Genomic DNA, 21,088 nt, shown 5'->3' with positions numbered 1-21,088 from the left:
TTTCAGGATCCAAGGCCCAGCGGATCGGGTTGTCTCGAATGTATTCGCGGATTTCCTGAAGGGATTCTTCGCTTCGGATGACGTGTTCTCAGTAGTTCCGCTGCCAGACGGTTCGAATGTTTGTATTTTGTCGAAACCACTTGGTAACGCCGATCTTGAAGCCTCGCACCACGGATCCTAAGGTCTTTGACGTTCCACGGGCTCGCGCCATGCCATTGCCCTGTAGGGGCGAATGATTATTCGCCCCTACAATCGCCGATTCAAGCAGGTGCTTTGGAGCTCTGGATAGGAATTCGATTAACCCCGATGGGGCGGCCTTGTCAATTTCGGCGAAGCGGTTTTCCCGCGTCGATCCAAGATAGTAGCCCCCGGGAGCGAAGGTCCTCGGCCAGGAGACCGGCGTTCTGGAAGTGGTGGACTTGGAGGCCCAGATTGCGGGCGGCTTCCACGTTTTCCCAGGCGTCGTCCACGAAGAGGGTCCCTTGGGCGCGAACTCCCAGCCGTGCCAGCGTCCGCTGGTAGGCTTCCGCAAAGGGTTTTCGAACGCCTTCGTTGGCGGAACAGAAAACCACGTCGAAAAGGGGAAGAAGGCCCCACCGATCCAGCCATCTTTCCAGCCCAAGCGGCGCGTTGGAAAGGACCGCCAAGGGCAGGCGGCCGTGGAGGGCACGAACGATGGCGGCCACATCCTCGTTGAGCCGCTCGTCGGCATCGTACCGGCGACGAAAGGCCTCCACGGCTTCCGGCGTGGCGAGTCCCAGTTCCGGCCCCACCCGCCTCCAGTATTCGCCCGGAGTGATCCGCCCCAGCAGGGCCTCCTCCCAGGCGGGATGGTCGAACATGATGGTGTTGAGGGTCCCCTGCGGAATTCCCAGAGCCTCTTCATAGCTTCGAAAAAGGGATTCGGGCTTCTGGGCCGAAATCACTCTTCCGAAATCGAAAATCACCGCTTCCAGATCCTGCATGGGGTGGCGTCCTTTTGAAAAATCCTTAGATTTGCTATTGTTCTTGCCTCGTGTCGCATTTTCCGTGGTGGAAAGGGAAGAAAGGCATGGCCTCATCCGTCCGGCCCCGGCCGGGTCTTGCGAAAGCCGAAGGAATACTGGCCCTCATGGGCTCGGGAGAACTGACCTCCTCCATGGTGGAGGTGCATAAGGCCCTTCTGCGCCGCTGCGGTCCCCGCCCTCTGGCCGTCTTCCTGGACACGCCCGCCGGGTTCCAGCTCAACGCGGACGAAATCTCCCGGCGCGCCCGGGACTACTTTTCCCGGCACGTAGGATACCCGCTTGAGGTGGTGTCGATCAAATCCCGGGATGCCTTGGAAACCCCGGAAGGAACGCAGGCGCTCCAACGGCTCCGGGCGGCGGACTACATCCTGGTGGGGCCGGGAAGTCCCACCTACGCCGTGCGCCAGTGGGACGGCACGCCGGTTCCGGAGATCTTCAGGAACTGCCTGCTCAAGGGAGGAGTGCTCACGGCCGCCAGCGCCGCCGCCCTCACGCTGGGCGTGCACACCCTTCCCGTCTACGAAATCTACAAGGTGGGCGAAGATCTTCACTGGGCGCCGGGCCTGGATATCCTGGGAACCCTGGGGATCCGGGCCGTGGCGGTTCCGCACTGGAACAACGCGGAGGGAGGCACTCACGACACCCGCTTCTGCTACATGGGCCGGGAACGTTTCCGGGCCCTGGAGGCCATGCTCCCGGACGACGTGACCGTGCTGGGGATCGACGAACACACGGCCGTGCTGCTCGACTTGGAAGCGGGCAGGGGGACCGTGCACGGAGTGGGGAAGTTCACGCTCCGGCGGCCGCCCTACGGACCGTCGCCCCAGCCCACGGAACGCATCTTTTCATCGGGCGACACGTTCAGGCTGGAAGTTCTCCGACAAGGACCGGAATTGGACGCCGAAGGCACGTGTGCCGCTCCTCGGGAGGGAGAATTCCGAGGGGACGACGAGAAAGGAAGGCCCCCTGAACTGCGTGAGGAAGCACCCTTCCGGGACCGGCTTCGGCGGTTGGAATCGAGCTTTCGGGAGAGCCTGGACGTCCGCAACCCCCACGGTGCGGCCGCCGCCCTCCTGACCCTGGACGGGCTTCTCTGGCGGGCCCATGAAAGGGGCCTGTCCCCGGGGGATGTGAGCCAGGCCCGTGAAATCTTCCGGGAATGGGTGGTGGCTTTGGCCCAGAAGCTCGCCCTGTTGGAAGAGGACAAGACGGCCGTCCTGGCTCCGGTGATGGAACGGCTGCTCGAACTGCGGCAGGAACTCAGAAATCGGCGGGATTGGAAGACCGCCGACGCTCTGCGGGGCGCCTTGGCCGCGGGCGGCATCGTGGTGGAAGACACCCCGCACGGGCCCCGATGGCGGCTTCGGTGAAAAGAAAACCGCGAATGAACACCGATCAACGCCAATGGCTCTCATGGCCTGGAGGAGCGGGGCTTCGTTCCCCAGGAAATAAGTGAGGACAGCGGCCATCCCCAGCGTTTTTGAACAAGGCCGGGGGAATCGGCTCAAACGGTAAGAGGAAAAAGGAGAGCGGAACTGTTGGACGAGTTGCGGCGGTTGTGGAAAGAGCGAAACAGCCTGGGCATTGGCTGGCCCAATCCGTTCGTGACGCCGGCCTGGATCGACGCCTGGAAGAAAACCCTGGGAACGGATGCGGAGATCTTCACGGTTTCGGCCCGGGAGGGGAAATCCCTCTGCGGCGTCCTGCCCCTCATGAAGGCGGGAAACGAGGGGCGCTTTGCCGGTGATCCGGACGTGTTCGACTATTTTGACGCCGTGGTGGCTCCGGGGGAAGAGATGAAGACCGCGTCGCTATTGCTGGAAGCGGCACGGCGGGAAGGCATTGGAATCCTGGACCTGGGGCCGGTTCGCCCGGAATCCTTCGTACACACCCACCTGGCCGAAACGGCGCGCCGGCAAGGTTTGGAGGTTTCCGTTGAGCCGATAGCCGTCACCGTGGAGATGGACCTTCCGGACACCTGGGACGCCTATCTCCAAAGTCTTTCCGGAAAGCAGCGCCATGAAGTGCGCCGAAAACTCCGCCGTTTCCAAGAGGCCGGAGCGACCGCCTTTCGCGTCCACACCCATCCGGGCGACGTGGAGCGGGCCCTTCCCGTCTTCTTTCAGCTTTTCAAGAGCAACCGAAAGGACAAGGCCGGGTTTCTCACGCCGCCCATGCGCGCCTACTTCGAAGAGCTGTGCCGCGCCCTGAGCCGGGAGGGCATGGTGCGCCTTTCGGTGCTGGAGCTCAACGGCGATCCCGTGGCCGCCACCCTTTGTTTTGATGACGGCCGCACCATCTACCTGTATAACAACGGCTACGATGCGGCCTACGGCGCCGTGAGCGCGGGGCTGGTGAGCAAGGTCTTCACCATCCGAGACGCCGTGGAACTGGGACGCAGGCGCTACGATTTCCTCCGGGGCGACGAAATCTACAAGTTCCGACTGGGAGGCCGGGAAATTCAACTGGTTCGGGTTCGAATCCACCTGCTCGGCTGAACGTTCGAGGCTGTCACGACAGGGAGATGCGCGGGAACGGAAAGATGAGGGATTCGGAGAAGGATAGCGGCGGCGGAAGGCTGCACATCGCTCTGATCTGCGCCCATTCGAGCCCCACGGGGCCCCTGGGGCGCCGGGACACGGGCGGGATGAGCGTCTATATCCGGGAGATCTCTCGAGCCCTGGCCTGCCTGGGACACGATGTGGATATTTTTGCCGGGACCACGGCCCCGGAAGAGGCCCCTTCGAAGGTTGTCCGCCAGGCTCCGACCGCCCAGGGTTCCCGAACGGGTGGCTCCGTGCGCGGCATCCGAGTCCCTGCGCCCCCCGCCCATGGAAACGACCCGGACCGGGTCCGCAAGATCGCCGACCGTTTCGCCGAAGCCGTCTTCCGCCACGGCCTGCGCGAGCGGCCCTACGATGTGATCTTCAGCCACTACTGGGTTTCCGCCCTGGCGGGCCTTCAGGCCTCCCAACGGCTCCAGGCGCCCCACGCCGCCATGTTCCACACTCTGAGTGAGCTGAAGCGACGGGCGTTGGGGAAAAGCGTGGATTCTCCCTGCAGGCTGTGCGCGGAAAGGCGCGTGGCCCGCAAAAGCACCCGCGTGATCGCCGCCACGAATCGGGAGCGGGAGGCCCTGCGGGAACAGTATGGGGTTTCGGAGGACCGCACGGTGGTCATCCCCTGTGGCGTGGACGAACGCCTTTTCCGGCCTCTGGACCGGCCGGCCTGCCGCCGGCGCTTAAGCTTAAAGCCCGAGGAGGCCGTCCTTCTCTTCGTCGGGAGGTTCGACCCGATCAAGGGCCTGGAGCGACTCTTCCGGGCGGTGGGGCTTGTGAATTCCCCCCGACCCATCCGGCTCCTGGTGGTGGGGGGAGATCCCGAGGAAGACGGTTCCTCCTGGCAGGAGATGACGCATCGGGCGGAGGAGCTGGCGCCGGGTTGCCGCATCTCCTTTCTCGGACGGGTGGAACAGGAAGATCTTCCCTTCTACTACAACGCCGCGGATCTCTTCGTGGTCTCGTCCTTCTATGAGAGCTTCGGGCTGGCTATCCTGGAGGCCATGGCCTGCGGCACTCCCGTGGTGGGACCGCCCGTGGGCGTGCTGCGGGAGATCCCCCAAGACAGCGGAGCCGCCCTGCTCACACCGGACAACGCTCCGGAATCCCTGGCGCGGGGCATCCGCCGGGGACTGGCGGGGCAGGGAGTCGTCCCGGACCGGGAGCGCATCCGGGCGACAGCCGTGGCCTACCGGTGGCGGGAAGCCGCCCGAAGGCTGGAGGCCTGCTTTTATGAAATGAAGGAGGAAGCCTCGGTCCCGTGGACGGGCGAGGCACCGGAACATGGCTTAAATCTTCCCCAGGTGGGATGGCAGTGAGACTCTGAGGAACCGACGATGATGGAACCTGTTGACGTGCTGGTGATTGCCGCTCATCCCGACGATCCCGATTTCGGGGCGGCGGGAACCATCGCCCGAATGACCCGGGAAGGAAAGACGGTCGCTTACGTGATCTGCACGGACGGAGAAAAGGGAACCAGCGATCGGAACATGGATCCCGCCGAGCTGGCGCGGATGCGACAAAAGGAGCAGCGGGCCGCTGCGGACACCCTGGGGGTGGGGCCGGTGATCTTCTTGCACCATCCGGACCAGGGTCTGGAAGACACCCCGGAATTCCGAAAGGAACTGGTGCGCTGGATCCGCACCTTCCGCCCCCGGCTGGTGCTCTCTTCCGACCCCTACCGCCGGTACCTCTGGCACCGGGACCATCGGATCGTGGGCCAGGTGGTCATGGACGCCCTCTTCCCCTACGCCCGGGACCATCTGGCCTACCCGGACCTTCTGGCCGAAGGCCTGGAACCCCACAAGGTGCGGGAGGTGTGGTTCTGGGCGGCGGAAGACATCAACCACCGGGTGGACATCTCCGATCTGTTCGAAACCAAGATCGCCGCCCTGCAGTGCCACGCCAGCCAGTGGAACCAGCATCCCGTGGCGGACATCCGAAGGTGGGTGGAAGACCGGTGCCGCAGGCTGGCGGAGGGCACGCCCTACACCTATGCGGAAGGATTTCACCGCGTGGTGCTTCCGGAATAGGGGGCCAAAGCCCCGTTTCAGCGGCCCCAGTCCACGTCTCCGCAGAGATCTTCCGGAAGGCCCCGCGCCAGAAAGGCCCGGGAGGCATCCCGTTCCATGCCCACGTTGGTGGGCGGGCCGTGGCCGGGAAGGACCAGGGTGCTCACGGGAAGGACGAAGATCTTTTCTTCCAGGGATTGGAGGATCCGGCGAAAAGCGGCGGGGCTGTCCGTGTGCCCGGGGCCTCGCGGAAAAAGGGTGTCGCCGGAAAAGAGGACGTTTCCACTGTGAAGGCAGAGGCTCCCCGGCGTGTGGCCCGGAGTGTGGAGAACCCGCACGGTGAGGGATCCCACGGAAAGGGAGTCGCCGTCCCCAAGCGGCTTCAGGCCGGAGACGGGAACGCGGGGGGCGTCTTCCCCATGGCAGAAGACCGGGACGGCCAGCGCGTGTACCAGTTCCGCCAGCCCCTCCGTGTGGTCCCCGTGTCCGTGGGTGAGCACCACCGCCTTGGGAAGAACATCCTCCAGGGCGGCCAGGATCCCCCGGGGCGCGTCGATGAGAAGCGTCTCACCGGTTTCGCGGCAGACCAGGCCGTAGGCGTTCACCTGGTAAGGCCCCAGAACGAAGCGCAAAACCCTCATCTCCCCCATGGTCAGCAAGACCGGGTCCGATGCCGCCACGCCGTCACCTCCCGATGGGTTTTCGCGACTTTTTTCCATTTTCATGGGCCTTTCATGGCGAGGGCGAATCGTGATTCGCCCCTACATCAACGTAAACGTAGCGATTTCCCACCTGGGCTTCTCCATTACCGCGCAGTTATCGGGCGGAGATAAACCCCGCCCCTACCCGATAGATCAATCGACTCTTGTAGGGGCGGGCTTTACGCCCGCCCATTGGGCCTGCACTCTCCAACGCGTTCTTCTCCCTGGTTGCCGGGTCCCTCACACGTTCTCGTCCATGAAGGGCAGGCCGTCCAGGGTCGGGGCAAGTTCCCCGAGGATCCGTTCCAGGGCCCCGGAAAGCTCTTCGCGGCGGAAGAAATGGACCTCGCCGGTTTGGCGCACCTTCACCTCGAAGGTGCCCTGCTTGAGGCCCCGCTGGCTCACCACCACCCGAACGGGAATGCCCAGAAGATCGGCGTCCTTGAGCTTCACGCCCGGGGATTCGTCCCGATCGTCGTAGAGCACCTCCCAGCGTTCGCCCAACTCCCGGTAGATCTCCTCGGCCGTGGCGTCCACATCGGCCTTTTTGCCCAGCGTGGAAACCACCACCTGGAACGGGGCGATGGTCACCGGCCAGATGATGCCCGTCTCGTCGTGCCAGCGCTCCACCACGGAAGCCATGAGCCGCTCCACACCGATCCCGTAGCAGCCCATGACCACCCGGCGGTTTTCCCCCTCGGCGTCCAGGAAGGTCACGTCCATGGTGTCGGGGGCCGTGTACTTGGTGCCCAGCTTGAACGTGTGGCCCAGCTCGATGCCCCGCCGGATCTCCAGGGTTCCGGTGCCGCACTGGGCACACCCGTCCCCGTGGCGGACCTCGGCGATGTCGGCCCGGTCCGTAATGGTGAAATCGCGGCCCGCCACCACGTTTTTGAGGTGCACGTCCACGTCGTTTCCGCCCGCCACGTAGAGGGTGCGCTCGCCCACGGATGTGTCCACCACCACGCGGATCTTTTTGCCATCCAGGCCCACGGGGGAGAGGAACCCGCCGTGCAGCCCTTCCTTTTCCAGGGCCTCTTCGGAGGCCATGTCCAGGTGGACCGCCTTCAGGTGGTTGGCCAGCTTGGTGACCGACACGTCGAAATCTCCCCGCACCACGGCCAGCACCAGCTCGCCGTCCGCTTCGTAGGCCACGGTCTTGAGGAAATGGTCTTCGGAGGTGTCGAAAAAGTCCATGAGCTGGGCGATGGTCTTAACCCCCGGCGTGGCCACCCGTTCCATGGCCGGCGGATCCGCGGGAAGATCGTCCACGACGGGCTTCACACCCACGGCCTTTTCCGTGTTGGCCCGGTAGCCGCACGTCGCGCACACCACGAACTGGTCTTCGCCGTGGGGCGATTCCAGCATGAACTCGTGGGATCCGGTCCCTCCCATGATGCCCGTGTCCGCCTCGATGGGCACGGCCTGGAGGCCGCAGCGGGCGAAGACGCGAAGATAAGCGTTGTAGATGCGCGGGTAGTAGCGGTCCAGGTCCTCGAAGTCGGGATGAAAGCTGTAAGCGTCCTTCATCTGGAATTCACGTACCCGCAGGAGTCCCGCGCGGGGGCGGGCTTCGTCGCGGATCTTCGTCTGGATCTGGTAGAGCATCACCGGAAGATCCCGGTAGGAGCGCAGGAATTTCTTGGCGATGTCGGTGACGATCTCCTCGTGGGTCATGGCCAGGACGAATTCGCGGTTTCGCCGATCGCGAATGCGGAAGAGCTCCGGTCCGATGTCGTAGTAGCGCTTGGTGGCCTTCCACAGCTCCGCGGGGTTCAGCACCGGCATGGTCACTTCCATTCCGTCGATGCCGTCCATCTCTTCGCGGATGATCTTCTTCACCTTTTCCGCCACCCGGTGCCCCAGAGGAAGGAGCGAATAGATGCCCGCCGCCGCCGGATAGATGTAGGACCCCCGAAGCAGCAGGATGTGGGACGGGGTTTCCGCCTCCTTGGGAACCTCGAAGAGCGTGTGCACAAAATACCTGCTGTAGCGCATGGACCGGACCTCCTCGTTGGCTGTCGATCGACTTTTCGTTAGTTATTAAGGCGTTAGACCTTACCACGGGCGCGGCTCCGCCACAACCGGAAATCTCCCTTTCCGAAAAGCCCTTGGCCCCTTCGGCCCGGCCTGCTATGAAGAAGCCCTTCGGTCGCAGCCCGGCCGAAAGAATCCCCATGAAGGAGACGAGAGCACCATGAGCGATCGAGAGTCCAGGCGCCATCCGGGAGGCGGGGAAGGCCATTCGCCCGCCTTGTGGAATATCGAGCAGTTTCGGGAAAACGTCTTTCGCTACGCCGAAGAACTCACGGACGACCCGGACAACCCCGTTCCCAAGGAACGGGTGCTTCTGCAGCTGGACCGGGATCCCGAGTTTCAGACGATCCTGCAGAAGTGGCACAGGCTGTGCGGGGCGGAAAAGGTGCGGGATTGGAAGCGGGTGTTGGAGCTGGCGGAAACCCACGCCCGGGAGATCCTGCCCAGCTGCCTCATGTGCGGGGAGTGCTGCCGCCGCGGAAGCCCCACCCTGCACGTGGAAGATTTAAGCCTGCTGCGGGAGGGGAAGATCCCCTGGGACGCCCTTTACACGCTTCGGCGCGGAGAGCCGGTCCATTCGCCCTTCAAGGACGAGCTCTTCTTCCTGCTGGACGAACGGATCAAGCTGCGGGAAAAGCCGGGCGGCCGCGAATGCCTCTTCCTGGACGGGGACACCCAGGAATGCACCATCTATGCGGACCGGCCCCTGCAGTGCCGAGCTCAGGCCTGCTGGGATCCCAAGCCGGGGGAAGAGCTGACCGCCCAGCCCTACCTGACCCGCAGGGACATCTTTTCGGAAGTGGAGATCCTGTGGGACCTTCTGGAAGAACACGATCGGCAATGCGCCTTCGAAAAGCTCAGCGCCGCCTTCAAGGCCCTGGAGGAAACGCGGGGGCAAACGGTGGACCAGGTGCTGGAGCTTTTGGCCTACGAGGACCATTTCCGGAACTTCGTGGCGGAAAAACTCAACATACCCCGTTCCCAGATGGAACTGGTCTTCGGAAGGAGCTTTGCCGACCTGGTGCAGGTCTTCGGATTCCGGGTGGAAACGGAAGCCGACGGCACCCGGGTGCTGGTTCCCGACGCGCCGCCAGAAAAAACAGAGAAGAGCCAATAGGACCCTTTGGGATGGGCGTCGAATTCGCCAATTCCAGGAGAATCTCTGCGGATTTCGAGGCAACGCCCGGCTGTAGGGGCGAAAAATCTTTCGCCCCTACAGGTTTCGGGCCTTCCGGGAAACCAGTGGGCGCAAGCTGCAACGCATGGCCGATGGCCTCCCGTAAAAGCGACCGCCCCCGCCCTTTCACCTTTAGCCTTTCCCCTTTAACCTCACGAAAAAAGCGTATAACACACCTTATCGCCCACCTTGGTGGCCTTGGCCAGCTCCAGATGGCGCAACGTGGCGAAGTTGGCTCGGAATTCGCTCTCGTCGATCCCCAGTTCCGCCTCGATCTCTTCCAGCGGCACCGGGCCTCTTTCCTTGAGGAGCTTCAGGATCTTTTCCTGGAGTTCCGTCAGACCCCCCTGGCCTTCGCCCGTCTTCTTGGCGCTGTAAACCGCCCAGGGATCGCACACCTTGGGGGTGGCCATGCGATCCAGATAACAGTCCTCGCACAAGGTCTGACCGGCATGTTCATACTGTTCGTCTCGGTTCACCGTGGCGCCGCATGCATCGCAACGTAACATGATCCTTCACCTCCCGCCTTCCGAAAGACTCAGTGGATTGATGAACGCGTTGGACCTTCTTAGAGAAGATGGTGCACAGCCCACCAAAAATCAAGGCCGCGTCCTCCTGTGCTCGCCCCCCTTGCCTCCGGGTAAGATGAAAAACATTTCTTTCAAGGCTCTTGGCGTGCGGACCGATTGTACTGGCGACTCCCTCTTTCTGACTGGAGATCCTATGCTAAGAAGCCGAATTTTCTTCCTTCTCCTCGTTGTTGCGATCGCAGTGCTCGGCGGTGCTTTCGCCATGGCACGGCTCACTTTCGTTGCAGAGCTGGACAAGATAGAGCACCAATACGCGCAGGACACCCTGCGGACCATCGAGAGCTCCATGGAGGAAGAGCTGAACAAGCTCAGCCGGCTCACGGGGGACTGGGCCATCTGGGACGACACCTATGCGTTCATCGAAGACCTGAACCGCCACTACGTGGAATCCAACCTGACCCCGGAGACCTTGGCCAATCTTCATGTGAAGGCGATTCTCTTCTTCGACGCGTCCGGGTCGCTGCGGTACTATTATGCGGTTGACTTGGACTCGGTCACTCGCATCATGCTGTCCCACTCCTTCCTCGCTCATATACAATCGCATCCGGAACTCTACCGCCACGAGCACGGAAACGGGAACATCCGGGGCATTCTGGCCTTCGAAGAGCACGCTTTCCTTGCCGCCTCCCGTCCCATCCTCACCAGCACTGCGGACGGCCCCATCCGCGGGGCGGTCGTCTTCCTCCGTCCTCTCGACGGTCAAGTCCTGGATGTGGTTGCCAAAAACACCAACAAGCGCTTGCACTTCTCCCTGCACAGTCCTGCCGACGGGGCAAGACAGCAGGAGTTCGCGAGAAAGCTTTTGGACCAGAATGATAAAGAATACTCCGGGCGGGTCATTTTTCGCGATCTGTGCAACCAACCCGTCTGCTCCATAGGAACCCAAATCCCTCGCATCATCCACAAACAAGCAAGGAGAACTCTCGCCATCTATGCGTTCTCGCTGCTGATCGTGGTGCTTCTCGCGGGGTTTCTTTTCTGGCATTCCATCGATCACAAGCTTTTCCGCAGACTCTTCGCCTTGGTGGAGAAGGCTAGCCCGATCCGCGGGATGGAAGCCCGCTCCGATCCCAGACGCCCACGGGACGAGATCGGGCTTCTTTCCGCATCCCTTGACCGCCTCATTGAGACTTTGGACCAGGCCATCGAGCAGCGGACCCGGATGGAATCGGAAATCCAAGAGATCCTGGAATGCAGCCCGGTCGCCCTGTTCCTGATCGATCGGGAAACGCGAACCCTCAGTTGGGCCAATTCCAAAGCACTTGAACTCATCGGGCGAACACGCAAAGAAGCAGCCGGCATTCCCTGCCAAGCCCTGTTTTGTCCGTCGCCCGACGGTGGGTGTCCCGCCCTGGACGAAGGCTCGTGGAGCCTGGAAACGGAATCTGTTCTCCCCGGCAAAGGTGAGGAACCGATTCCCGTTTTGAGAAGCGTTGCGAAGCTGTCCTTCCGAGGACGTCCGCACCTGCTGGAAGCGGCCATGGATCTCCGGCATCAGAAGCGACTGGAAACCGAGCTGGATCGGGCTAAGAAAATGGAAATCGTAGGGCTTGTGGCCAGCGGGGTGGCCCACGATTTAAACAATCTACTTACATCTCTTGTGGGCTATCCGGACATGCTGTTGAGCGAAATCGACAGGGAACATCCCTTTTACGAACCCCTCGTGACCATTCGGGACGCAAGCCGAAAGGCGGGGATCATTGTTCTGGACCTTCTCACCCTGGCCCGCCGAGGCGTCAAGGGCGAGGACTTCATCGAGGTGAACGACCTGGTGGACTCCTTCATGGCCTCCGCCGAATTCAAGAGTCTTCGCCGGCTCCATCCCTCCGTGCGCTTCCGCCGCGAAGAGCAAATAGGGGAAGCCTATTGCATCGGGTCGGTCGTGCACCTCAGCAAAGCCTTGGCCAACCTTGTCCGCAATGCCGCGGAAGCCATCGAGGGTTCCGGGAGCGTGACCATACAAACCACCCGCGTGGAGCTCACAGAACCCCGGAAGGGTTATGAAACCGTAAGACCGGGGCGCTACGTCGTTCTCAGTGTTTCAGACGAGGGGATGGGGATTCCCCGTGAGGAACTGAAGCGCATATTTGAACCGTTCTACACGAAGAAGAAGATGGGCCGGAGCGGGTCGGGATTGGGCATGCCGATCGTGTGGCATGCCGTAAAGGACATGGGGGGGTTCATTGACCTGAAAAGCGAGGTGGGCCGAGGAACCGTCATCTCCCTTTACCTGCCGGAGAAGGAACCTCCTTCCCGCGAGGAACCCTCAACCGATAGGGAGACCCTTTCGGGCCGGGGGGAAAAGGTCCTCATCGTGGAAGACATGGAGGATCAACGGATTCTGGCGGAAAAGGCCTTGATAAAACTCGGCTATCAAGTCACCTCGGTGGACGACGGGGCCCGGGCCCTGGAACACCTCAGACGGGAAGCCCCGGACCTGCTCCTGCTGGATCTCATGCTGGGCAACGGGATGAGAGGGGACCAGCTTTACCGGGAAATCCTCAAAACCTATCCGAACCAGAAAGCATTGGTTGTGACCGGTTATGCGGATCATGCACGAATTGAAGAAATTCTTCGGCTGGGAGCCTCGGGATGTCTCGCCAAGCCCTACACCATTGAACAGCTGGCCCGGGCCGTCCACCAGGCCTTGTACGGCTGAAGCGACTCCCGCCAGGAGGAAGCCTGACGGCGATCCGAATGGCGGCCAAGGCCGCTCCTTCAATTAAAACGATTCGCGTCTGTTCGCGTTCATTCGCGCTTGTCCTTCACCAGAACCCCCATCACGGGGAGCCCGTGACAATGAAGGATGAAACGCCCCTTCGGGAAGCTGGCCACGCGCACGTACGGAACAAGGTCGCATTTCCGCATTTCCCAGATAACATCCAGTCGTGATTACAAGCGTGCCCGGATTGGACGATGCTTTCTCAGGGTGCAGTCCCGACGGGCGGGCATAAAGCCCGCCCTTACAAGAGCGGACTGACCTTTCAGGTAGGGGCGGCGTTTATCCTCGCCCGCGAGGCATTCACGCCTGAGATGCCCGATGAAAAAATGGCTCCTCAGAGGTCTCCGGGACGCCTGACATCAGGGGCGTGACCCGGCCAGCTGCTCCAGGGCCAGCATGAGGGCGTGGGTCCCCTTCTTACCGTGGCCCTGGGCTTTGACGGCCAGGTAGAGCTGATGGACCAGGGCCAGGCCGGGGAGGCACAAGCCCATGCGTTCCGCTTCCTTGAGGGCGATACCCATGTCCTTGATGAAGTGCTCCACGAAAAAGCCGGGGTCGAAATTCTTCTTGAGGATGCGCGGGGCCAGGTTGTCCAGGGTCCAGCAAGCCGCCGCTCCCCGGCTGATGGACTGAAGCATGGTTTCCAGATCCAGCCCCGCCCGGGCACCGTAGAGGAGACTTTCGCACACCCCGATCATGGTGCCCGCAATGACGATCTGGTTGCACATCTTGGTGTGCTGCCCCGCACCGGCGGGCCCCTGGTAGACGATATTCTTCCCCAGGATTCGAAACAGCGGCAGAACCACGTCCACCGCCTCCGGATCGCCGCCGATCATGATGGAAAGGGTCCCCTCCCGGGCGCCCACATCGCCTCCCGAAACGGGGGCATCCACGGCATAGACGCCCTTGGTTTTGGCGTACTTGTGGATTTCCTGAGCCAGATGGGGTTCGGTGGTGGTCATGTCCACCACCACGGTGCCTTCCCGGGCGGTCTGCAGGACGCCTTCCTTCCCCAGGTACACCTCCCACACGTCTTCCGGAAAACCCACCATGGAGAGGACCACGTGGGCTTCCCGGGCGGCTTCGGCCGGGGACTCCACCCAGCGGGCTCCCTGTTCCAGGAGGGGCACCGCCTTTTCCCGGGTACGGTTGTGGACCGCCACGGAATAGCCGGCCTTGAGAAGATGGGCGCACATGGCCGCCCCCATGACCCCCGTGCCTATCCAGCCGATCCGGGTCCATTGGGGATCGCATGCCTTGAGGTTCTGCGTCTGAGCCTGCGTCATCATGTTTCCTCCCGTTTCGTCTTTTCCGGTCGAACCCATTGGCCCACGGCCGTGTAGGGCCGGGTGATCTCCTTCAGTTCCTTCCTCTTGGCCAGGAAGGCGTCCTTCATGGTGCGGAGCCATTCCAGGTGGGCCTTGGCATCCTCGTAGGTGAGAAAGAGCGGGTGAAGTCCCCGCCGGGTTTCCACGCGAAGCGAACCGCCTTCCCAGCCAATCGTCCCTTCATTGCTGCAGACCATGCAGCGGACCCGCTGCCACCCCGACGGGGTTTCATCGTTCCGGGGCAGAAAGCGGAAGGTGTCTCCGCCGCACAGGGGGCACCGGGGCACCACGTCAGCGGCAGCCCCGTCGGTGAGCGCCGACGCCAGGCGCCGGGCGCAGGCCTTGGCGGCCTCGCCCAGGAAGATCTCCCCGGGAAGGGCCCCGTAGAGCACATCGGATCCGCGGTGATCGGCCAAAATGAGCTTCAGGAAGCTGTCCACCATGAGCTTGGTGTAGCCTTCCAGGCCGGGCACTCCGGCGACGGCCACGCCCACCGCCGGTTTCCCCCATAGATCGTCCATGCGCGCGTAGAAGCTCAAGCCCCGGTCCAGAACCCGCTTCAGGCTGGCGTTGGCCCCCAGAAAGTAGGTGGGAACGGCCAGGGCCACCGCGTCCGCCGCGGCCAGTTCCCCCAGGAAAAGCTCCATATCGTCCTTTTGCACGCAGCGCATCTCCCCGAACAGGCACTGGTAACAGGCAATACACGGCCGGATGTCCAGTTCGGGAAGCCGAAGCATCCTGAGATGCCATCCGTCCGGAAGGTTGCGGAAAAGCTCCTTGATGAAAAGTTCCGAATTTCCATGCTTTCTCGGTGACGCCACCAAGCCCAACAGCGTCTTCATCGCGTCCTCCCGTAGTTCGTGATCCGTAATCCGTAGTCCGTAGTCCGTAGTCCGTGGTCCGTAGTCCGTGGTCCGTGAGCCGTGAAATGAGTGACGAGTGATGAGGGATGAGTGACGGGTGGGTAATGTATCGCTGCCCACACCCCATACGCATGCCCCCTTAATCCTTCAATCCTTTAATCCTTAATCCTCTAATCCTTTCCGCCACCATAGCCGGAAAAGCGGGACCGGGCAAACGGGCCGTGTTGATTCCCCTTTCCCAGGGCCGTTAAGATGGGGCAGATCCGAACTCATCCGCAAGGAGGCGACGGCCATGGTGGAAAAGGTGGTGATCATGGGGGCGGCGGGCAGGGACTTCCACAACTTCAACGTTTATTTCCGCAACAACCCCCGGTACCGGGTGGTGGCGTTCACGGCGGCCCAGATCCCCGACATCGAAGGACGCCTTTATCCGCCCGAACTGGCCGGCCCGGGCTATCCGGAAGGCATCCCCATCCACCCGGAAGAGGAACTGGCGGAACTCATCCGCCGCCACAAGATCGACCTGGTGGCCTTTTCCTACAGCGACGTGCCCCACGTGGAAGTGATGCACAAGGCGTCCATCTGCATGGCGGAAGGGGCGGACTTCATCCTGATCGGCGCCACCTACACCATGCTCAGGTCCGCGAAGCCCGTGGTGGCCGTGTGCGCCGTGCGGACCGGGTGCGGCAAGTCCCAGACCACCCGCAAGGTGTGCGAAATCCTTCGAAACCGGGGATTGCGGGTGGTGGCCGTTCGCCATCCCATGCCCTACGGGGACATCCGCCGCCAGGAGGTGCAACGGTTCTCTTCCTACGACGATTTCGACCGGCACCGGTGCACCATCGAGGAGCGCGAGGAGTACGAGCCCCTGGTGGACCAGGGCATCGTGGTCTATGCGGGCGTGGACTACGAAAAGATCCTTCGCCGGGCGGAAGGGGAAGCAGACGTGATCGTCTGGGACGGCGGAAATAACGACACCCCCTTCTACTTTCCCGACGTGCACATCGTGCTCCTGGACCCCCACCGGCCGGGCCATGAACTCACCTACTATCCCGGCGAGACGAACCTGCGGATGGCCCACATCGCCGTGATCAACAAGGTGGACACGGCTCCAGCCGAAGGGATTCGGCAGGTGCGGGAAAACATCGAGCGGATCGCCCCGCAGGCGGAGATCCTCCTGGCCGAATCCCCCGTGCTCGTTTCGGACCCAGAGAAGATCCGGGGACGGAGGGTGGCCGTGGTGGAGGACGGCCCGACCCTCACCCACGGCGAAATGCCCACGGGAGCCGGCATGATTGCGGCCCAAACCTTCGGCGCCGCCCAGGTGGTGGATCCCAAGCCCTATGCGGCGGGAAGCCTTCGGGAAACCTACGAACGCTACCCGCACATGGGCCCCGTGGTTCCGGCCATGGGCTACAGCCCGCGCCAGATCGCGGACCTGGAAAAGACCCTGAACGCCGTTCCCTGCGACCTGGTTCTTTTCGCCACGCCTATCCAGCTCACCCGCATCGTCACCCTGAAACATCCCACCGTACGGGTGCGCTACGAATACCGGGATCACGGAAGTCCCTCGCTGGAAGAGGCCCTGAAGCGCCGACTGCCGTCCCTTTTCGAATCGGAGCCCAACCCATGAGCCCGTCCACTCCTCCCAAGCCCGTCCTGCTGGTGGCCCTGGGCGGAAACGCCCTCATTCGAAAGGGCCAGGAAGGAACCATCGAGGAGCAGTTCGAAAACCTCCGCGTTCCCATGAGTCAGATCGCCCGGCTGTGCGAGTCTCACCGGATCCTCATCACCCACGGAAACGGCCCCCAGGTGGGAAATCTTCTGCTGCAGCAGGAGTGCTGCCCCCACGTGCCCCGGCTGCCCCTGGAAATCCTGGTGGCCCAGACCCAGGGACAGATCGGCTACATGATCGAATCCACCCTGGACAGCGCCCTCATGGACCTGGGGATCGTCACCCAGAAGCACCTGGTGAGCCTCATCAGCTACGTGGTGGTGGACCCGAAGGATCCGGCCTTCCGCAACCCTACCAAGCCCATCGGGCCGGTCTATCCCGAAGAGGTGGTGCCCGAGCTGCCTTTTCCGGTGAAAAAGACGGCCAAGGGATACCGGAGGGTGGTGGCTTCACCCAAGCCGCTCCATATTGTGGAACGACGCGAGATCCAGCGGCTCATCGCCATGGACTTCGTGGTGATCTGCTGCGGCGGAGGGGGCATTCCCGTGGTGCGGGAAGGGCGGAGCTTCGCCGGCGTGGATGCGGTGATCGACAAGGACCTGGCCAGCGCCCGGCTGGCCCGGGAGGTGGGCGTGGATCTTTTCTGCATCGCCACCGACGTCCCCGGCGCCTATGTCCATTACGGACGGCCCGAACAGAGGCTCTTGGAGCGTCTTTCCGCCGAGGAAGCCGAACGGCTGGCCCGGGAGGGCCATTTTCCGCAAGGGTCCATGGGGCCCAAGGTGGAAGCGGCCGTGGAGTTCGTCCGGGCCACGGGAAAAGAAGCCGTCATCACGTCCATCGACGCCATCGAAGCGGCGGTGGAAGGAAGGGCGGGCACCCGGATTTGGGCGGAGTGATGAGTGATGAGTGATGAGTGACGGGTAACGGGTAACGGATAACGGTTGAAGAGTCAGGCGTGAGCCCAAAGGCCGTTTGCAGGCCCGGTCGGCGATGGCCGGTGGAGCAGGCCGTTCCACAACGCACTCGAAAACCTCACCCCCCGGGAGCCTGTCCGACAATGGCTTATTTGCCCCTTGCAACGTCCATCCGTCATCCCCGCGGAAGCGGGGATCCAGAATTTCCGGCATCTTATGGACTCCCGCTTGCGCGGGAGTGACGGTTTGCGGCGTTCTCGGACAGGCTCCTAACCTTCTTCCCGGCGGCGGAGGCCGCGTTCCACGGTGACCACGAAATCCTGCACGTTGGTGAGAATGGACCGGGCGGTGAGGGACCCCCGGTTGGCTAGCTTCTGCACGGCAAACTCCGACATGTCCACCGTGTAAAAAAAGACGGGCCGCACGGTGCCGTCTTCCAGCACGCGATAGGACGGAGCCATGTTGCCCGTGGCGATGGCATGGAGCTGGGTGGCCAGGGCCACGATGGTGGTGGCCCGGCGCACCTGGTCCCGCATGCGGTCCTGGGCTTCATAGGCGTCCGCGATGACGCCGGGAAGCGGACCGTCGTCCCGGATGGAGCCCGCCAACACCACGGGGATTCCCTGGCTCACCGCCGCGTGCATCACGCCGTCTTTCACCATCCCCCGCCGGATCGCCTCCTCGATGGAACCCACCTCCCGCAGCCGGTTGATGGCGTCCAGATGGTGGTAGTGGCCCAAGGGCACGGATCGCTTGGAATAGATTTCCTGGCCCAGGGCGGTCCCGAAAAGGGCCCCTTCCAGATCGTGGGTGGCCAGGGCATTTCCGGCCAGCAGGGCGTGCACGTACCCGTGGCGGATGAGGGAGGCAAAGGCGCTTCGAGCGTCCTGGTCAAAGACCACGGCGGGTCCCAAAACCCAGACGATGGTGCCGTGATCCCGCTCGTAGGAAAGCAGGTCGTAGAATTCATCGTAGTCGATGGAAAAGGACGTCTCACGGGTCAGGCGCGTGCGGAAGGCGAACTTGTCCCCGGTTGCGGACATGTCCTGAAAGGCATCCGCATGCACATAGATGCCCTCCTCGGCGTTCTCCCCGCGGCCCACGGCCACCCTATCCCCCGGCTGAAGCCGCCGGAACTCCACCACGTCCAGGCACCCGTCCGGTCGCTGCACCACCACGCAGTCCATGCGGGACTCCCGAAGCAGCTCCCAGCGGCCCGGTTCCACGTGGAAGTATTCCGGAAAGACCGACGTGGCATGGTAGCCCTCGGGTGCCACTCCGGCCTTCGCCACTTCCCGGAAGGCGACCAGGGGAGCCTCGGCGAAAAGCGGATCGGAAAAGTCCGGCGGATGGTATTCGGGCATTCGAAACACGGCGCACCTCCCTGGTTTGCAGCCTTTGCTTTGGAAAAGAGTTGAAAGATCCCGATCTGCCTTTTGGATTGACCTTTGGGACACCATAACAGGGTAAGGCGTCGCATTGAAAGCCCAAGCGATCTCAAGGCCCGGAGACGTTGGAAGTGGTTGACGGGCCAGGGAACTCGCGTATATACAGGACCGATTTCATTTATCGATCATTCCGATTGAGGCGAACGGCCATCATGGATCTTCGGCGCTTGGAAGTCTTTTGCAAAGTGGTGGAACTGGGAAGTTTCACCAAGGCGGCGGAATCGGTTCTCCTGTCCCAGCCCACCATCAGCGAACACATCCGCACCCTGGAAGAGCTGGTGGGCGAACGGCTGGTGGACCGCTTGGGCCGGGAGGTCCTTCCCACCCAGGCGGGCACCATCCTTTACGAATACGCCCGTAAGATCCTGGCACTGAAAGACGAGGCGCTCCAGGCGCTGGCGGCCTACCGGGGCCACCTGGCGGGGGAGCTCACCGTGGGGGCCAGCACCATCCCAGGCACCTACATCCTGCCGCGCCTCATCGGCACCTTCAAGGAGAAACACAGGGAGGTGCAGATCCGGGTGCACATCGCCAGCACCGCGGAAGTGGCGGAGGGGGTTCTGGACGGCCGCCACGAATTGGGGCTGGTGGGATCCCAATGGAAGGACCGGCGCTTGGACTTCCAGCAGATCTTTTCCGACGAGCTGGTTTTGGCGGTTCCCAAAGGGCACCGTTGGAACGGGCGCCGGGAGGTGGCCGTGGAAGAATTGGCGGAAGAGCCGTTCATCGCCCGTCACCGGGGATCGGGCACCCGCATGGTGGCCTACCACTACCTGGAACAGCACGGGCTGGAACCCCGGCGTCTCAAGGTTGTGGCGGAGATGGGAACCACGGAGGCGGTCCGTCAGAGCATCAAGGCGGGCATCGGGGTGTCCATCCTGTCCCGGCAGGCGGTGGCCGAGGATGCCGCCCACGGGCTTCTGGCCATCGTCCCCCTCCGCGGCCTGGTCATGGAGCGCCCGTTTTTTCTGGTCAAACGCCGGGGCCGAGAGCCCTCGCCCCTGTGCGCCTCTTTTGAAGCCCACCTGAAGGCCCACAACCACGGTTAACCGGGGTCGCCACCATCCCTATCGAAACAGGATACCCTCCTCGAGGCTTGCACCGTTCCTACAGACATTGGTTCGGTTTCGTGCCCTGCCCGCAACGCACCGGGCCAAGGTCGTTCCTGCAATGGACCGAAAGCACTGCTCTTTCATATAAACCCCATCACGGACGGCCGAGGCCGCGTTTCCTATAGACTGGACGTCTTTTCTCGTCGAGGGATTGGCGCGGGCGGGCGTAAAGCCCGCCCCTACGAAATGAGAGGAGCCTGCTGGGTAGGGGCGGGGTTGATCCACGCCCGCTAATCCCGTCATGATAAAAGAATCCGGCAAAAGAGTCGCCGGACCAGGAGGTTGTTTCCCGTGGAAATCCTTTGCGGGAAGGTGCAGAGGGCATTCCCGGAATTTTGTCCCTCAAGGAAGGAGCAGGGCGGCTTTTTTGAGTCGGCCGGAAAGGGCGCCTTCGGTCTTTCGCAGGTAGCCTTTGTTCGCACGGCGAGCCAATTCCGGCCATTGTTCCAGGAGAATCCGGACCGCCAACTCGGCCGCAGCACCGGTCACCCCCGCGCAGTGGTCGAAGTGGAGCTTCGGATCGTGGCGAACCTTTCGGGTTAGCGTGCGGCAGCAGGTGGCTCCGAACTGTTCCTTGAACCGTTCGTGAAGCTCGGCCACGGCCGCCCGAACGTCCTTGCGGCTCCTAAGTCCCTTAGCGGCGCCCACCACCAGCCCTAGAGCCACCGCCGCGCCGCTCACGGCCCCACACACACAGCCGCTCCCCCCCAGCCCTTCCGGCAGGCCCGAGGCCAGGCCGACCACCACTTCATCGGGAAGTTCGCAGCCGAAGGCCCGGTTAAAGGTCAATAGGACCGCTTCCGAACAGTACCACCGGTGGTGCCGGTAGAGATTTTCCGATTTTTTGCGGAAAAGCTCCGGAAGATCGGAGACCGTGCCGGCGCTACGCGTCTTCATCCCTACGTCCTTCCCATGGTCGGAGCCGAAGGCTCAACCGCGTC

General features: G+C 62.7%; 17 protein-coding genes. 9 read left to right on the top strand and 8 right to left on the bottom strand.

Going from position 1 to position 21,088, the window contains the following annotated elements; genetic code table 11:
* Window positions 1-320 precede the first annotated feature (320 nt).
* The gene (locus tag BUB04_RS05630) at window positions 321-965 is read right to left on the bottom strand and encodes an HAD family hydrolase (protein ID WP_073037779.1); all 645 of its coding nucleotides are present in this window, start codon (window positions 963-965) and stop codon (window positions 321-323) included.
* A gap of 86 nt (window positions 966-1,051) precedes the next feature.
* Here BUB04_RS05630 and BUB04_RS05625 point away from each other — a divergent pair, with 86 nt between their 5' ends.
* From BUB04_RS05625 to BUB04_RS05610, 4 genes are all read left to right on the top strand, one after another.
* On the top strand, window positions 1,052-2,377 hold the full coding sequence (locus tag BUB04_RS05625) for a CysS/YqeB C-terminal domain-containing protein (RefSeq protein ID WP_073037777.1): 1,326 nt from the start codon (window positions 1,052-1,054) through the stop codon (window positions 2,375-2,377).
* 168 nt (window positions 2,378-2,545) lie between these two features.
* On the top strand, window positions 2,546-3,505 hold the full coding sequence (locus BUB04_RS05620; protein ID WP_073037776.1) for a GNAT family N-acetyltransferase: 960 nt from the start codon (window positions 2,546-2,548) through the stop codon (window positions 3,503-3,505).
* A 44-nt stretch (window positions 3,506-3,549) separates the two neighbouring features.
* Window positions 3,550-4,884 carry a glycosyltransferase gene (locus BUB04_RS05615; RefSeq protein WP_178371916.1) on the top strand — a complete coding sequence of 445 codons (1,335 nt, stop codon included), beginning with the start codon at window positions 3,550-3,552 and terminating at the stop codon, window positions 4,882-4,884.
* Window positions 4,885-4,902: 18 nt separating this feature from the next.
* Entirely contained in the window at window positions 4,903-5,598 is a 696-nt protein-coding gene (locus BUB04_RS05610; protein ID WP_073037772.1) for a PIG-L deacetylase family protein, read from the top strand.
* A gap of 17 nt (window positions 5,599-5,615) precedes the next feature.
* On the opposite strand, the gene BUB04_RS05605 is transcribed toward BUB04_RS05610, so the two are convergent.
* Window positions 5,616-6,302 (bottom strand): MBL fold metallo-hydrolase, encoded by a 687-nt coding sequence (locus BUB04_RS05605; protein WP_084076225.1) that lies wholly within the window; start codon window positions 6,300-6,302, stop codon window positions 5,616-5,618.
* Between the two features lie 216 nt (window positions 6,303-6,518).
* Entirely contained in the window at window positions 6,519-8,276 is a 1,758-nt protein-coding gene (locus tag BUB04_RS05600) for a proline--tRNA ligase (RefSeq protein ID WP_073037770.1), read from the bottom strand.
* Window positions 8,277-8,475: 199 nt separating this feature from the next.
* Here BUB04_RS05600 and BUB04_RS05595 point away from each other — a divergent pair, with 199 nt between their 5' ends.
* Window positions 8,476-9,432 (top strand): YkgJ family cysteine cluster protein, encoded by a 957-nt coding sequence (locus BUB04_RS05595; protein WP_073037769.1) that lies wholly within the window; start codon window positions 8,476-8,478, stop codon window positions 9,430-9,432.
* 212 nt (window positions 9,433-9,644) lie between these two features.
* On the opposite strand, the gene BUB04_RS05590 is transcribed toward BUB04_RS05595, so the two are convergent.
* Window positions 9,645-10,001 carry a hypothetical protein gene (locus tag BUB04_RS05590; RefSeq protein ID WP_073037767.1) on the bottom strand — a complete coding sequence of 119 codons (357 nt, stop codon included), beginning with the start codon at window positions 9,999-10,001 and terminating at the stop codon, window positions 9,645-9,647.
* Window positions 10,002-10,284: 283 nt separating this feature from the next.
* On the opposite strand from BUB04_RS05590, the gene BUB04_RS05585 reads away from it, so the two are divergent.
* Complete coding sequence (locus BUB04_RS05585; protein WP_178371915.1) at window positions 10,285-12,741, top strand: CHASE4 domain-containing protein; 2,457 nt, start codon at window positions 10,285-10,287, stop codon at window positions 12,739-12,741.
* 422 nt (window positions 12,742-13,163) lie between these two features.
* Here the strand turns inward: BUB04_RS05585 and BUB04_RS05580 are convergent, their stop codons facing one another.
* Both BUB04_RS05580 and BUB04_RS05575 read right to left on the bottom strand, forming a co-directional pair.
* Window positions 13,164-14,093 carry an NAD(P)-dependent oxidoreductase gene (locus BUB04_RS05580; protein WP_245795132.1) on the bottom strand — a complete coding sequence of 310 codons (930 nt, stop codon included), beginning with the start codon at window positions 14,091-14,093 and terminating at the stop codon, window positions 13,164-13,166.
* A complete protein-coding gene (locus tag BUB04_RS05575) occupies window positions 14,090-14,974 on the bottom strand; it encodes a flavodoxin family protein (protein ID WP_073037760.1) in 885 nt (294 codons plus the stop codon). The genes BUB04_RS05580 and BUB04_RS05575 overlap by 4 nt, the downstream gene beginning before the upstream one ends.
* A 313-nt stretch (window positions 14,975-15,287) precedes the next feature.
* On the opposite strand from BUB04_RS05575, the gene BUB04_RS05570 reads away from it, so the two are divergent.
* A complete protein-coding gene (locus tag BUB04_RS05570) occupies window positions 15,288-16,628 on the top strand; it encodes a cyclic 2,3-diphosphoglycerate synthase (RefSeq protein WP_073037758.1) in 1,341 nt (446 codons plus the stop codon).
* Window positions 16,625-17,569, top strand: a complete 945-nt coding sequence (gene arcC / locus BUB04_RS05565) for a carbamate kinase (protein WP_073037756.1) — start codon at window positions 16,625-16,627, stop codon at window positions 17,567-17,569. Before BUB04_RS05570 ends, arcC begins: the two co-directional genes overlap by 4 nt.
* 287 nt (window positions 17,570-17,856) lie before the next feature.
* On the opposite strand, the gene BUB04_RS05560 is transcribed toward arcC, so the two are convergent.
* Window positions 17,857-18,951: a putative NPN-dependent ornithine cyclodeaminase gene (locus BUB04_RS05560; protein WP_073037886.1), complete on the bottom strand. Its 1,095-nt coding sequence runs from the start codon at window positions 18,949-18,951 to the stop codon at window positions 17,857-17,859.
* 236 nt (window positions 18,952-19,187) lie between these two features.
* Between BUB04_RS05560 and BUB04_RS05555 the strand changes: the two genes are divergently transcribed.
* Entirely contained in the window at window positions 19,188-20,084 is an 897-nt protein-coding gene (locus BUB04_RS05555) for a selenium metabolism-associated LysR family transcriptional regulator (RefSeq protein WP_073037885.1), read from the top strand.
* A 405-nt stretch (window positions 20,085-20,489) separates the two neighbouring features.
* Here BUB04_RS05555 and BUB04_RS05550 read toward each other — a convergent pair whose 3' ends face one another.
* Window positions 20,490-21,044 (bottom strand): C-GCAxxG-C-C family protein, encoded by a 555-nt coding sequence (locus tag BUB04_RS05550; protein WP_073037754.1) that lies wholly within the window; start codon window positions 21,042-21,044, stop codon window positions 20,490-20,492.
* Between the last annotated feature and the right edge of the window lie 44 nt (window positions 21,045-21,088).

It is taken from the genome of Desulfacinum infernum DSM 9756, assembly GCF_900129305.1.
GTDB classification, from domain to species: Bacteria; Desulfobacterota; Syntrophobacteria; order Syntrophobacterales; family DSM-9756; genus Desulfacinum; species Desulfacinum infernum.
Note: the sequence above shows the minus strand (reverse complement) of the source record. Positions and strands in the feature narration are given on the sequence as shown.

Coding starts and splice junctions, on each gene's coding strand:
- BUB04_RS05630 (WP_073037779.1), bottom strand. CDS start 965: ATGCAGGATCTGGAAGCGGTGATTTTCGATTTCGGAAGAGTGATTTCG.
- BUB04_RS05625 (WP_073037777.1), top strand. CDS start 1,052: ATGGCCTCATCCGTCCGGCCCCGGCCGGGTCTTGCGAAAGCCGAAGGA.
- BUB04_RS05615 (WP_178371916.1), top strand. CDS start 3,550: ATGAGGGATTCGGAGAAGGATAGCGGCGGCGGAAGGCTGCACATCGCT.
- BUB04_RS05610 (WP_073037772.1), top strand. CDS start 4,903: ATGATGGAACCTGTTGACGTGCTGGTGATTGCCGCTCATCCCGACGAT.
- BUB04_RS05605 (WP_084076225.1), bottom strand. CDS start 6,302: ATGAAAATGGAAAAAAGTCGCGAAAACCCATCGGGAGGTGACGGCGTG.
- BUB04_RS05600 (WP_073037770.1), bottom strand. CDS start 8,276: ATGCGCTACAGCAGGTATTTTGTGCACACGCTCTTCGAGGTTCCCAAG.
- BUB04_RS05595 (WP_073037769.1), top strand. CDS start 8,476: ATGAGCGATCGAGAGTCCAGGCGCCATCCGGGAGGCGGGGAAGGCCAT.
- BUB04_RS05590 (WP_073037767.1), bottom strand. CDS start 10,001: ATGTTACGTTGCGATGCATGCGGCGCCACGGTGAACCGAGACGAACAG.
- BUB04_RS05585 (WP_178371915.1), top strand. CDS start 10,285: ATGGCACGGCTCACTTTCGTTGCAGAGCTGGACAAGATAGAGCACCAA.
- BUB04_RS05580 (WP_245795132.1), bottom strand. CDS start 14,093: ATGATGACGCAGGCTCAGACGCAGAACCTCAAGGCATGCGATCCCCAA.
- BUB04_RS05575 (WP_073037760.1), bottom strand. CDS start 14,974: ATGAAGACGCTGTTGGGCTTGGTGGCGTCACCGAGAAAGCATGGAAAT.
- BUB04_RS05570 (WP_073037758.1), top strand. CDS start 15,288: ATGGTGGAAAAGGTGGTGATCATGGGGGCGGCGGGCAGGGACTTCCAC.
- arcC (WP_073037756.1), top strand. CDS start 16,625: ATGAGCCCGTCCACTCCTCCCAAGCCCGTCCTGCTGGTGGCCCTGGGC.
- BUB04_RS05560 (WP_073037886.1), bottom strand. CDS start 18,951: ATGCCCGAATACCATCCGCCGGACTTTTCCGATCCGCTTTTCGCCGAG.
- BUB04_RS05555 (WP_073037885.1), top strand. CDS start 19,188: ATGGATCTTCGGCGCTTGGAAGTCTTTTGCAAAGTGGTGGAACTGGGA.
- BUB04_RS05550 (WP_073037754.1), bottom strand. CDS start 21,044: ATGAAGACGCGTAGCGCCGGCACGGTCTCCGATCTTCCGGAGCTTTTC.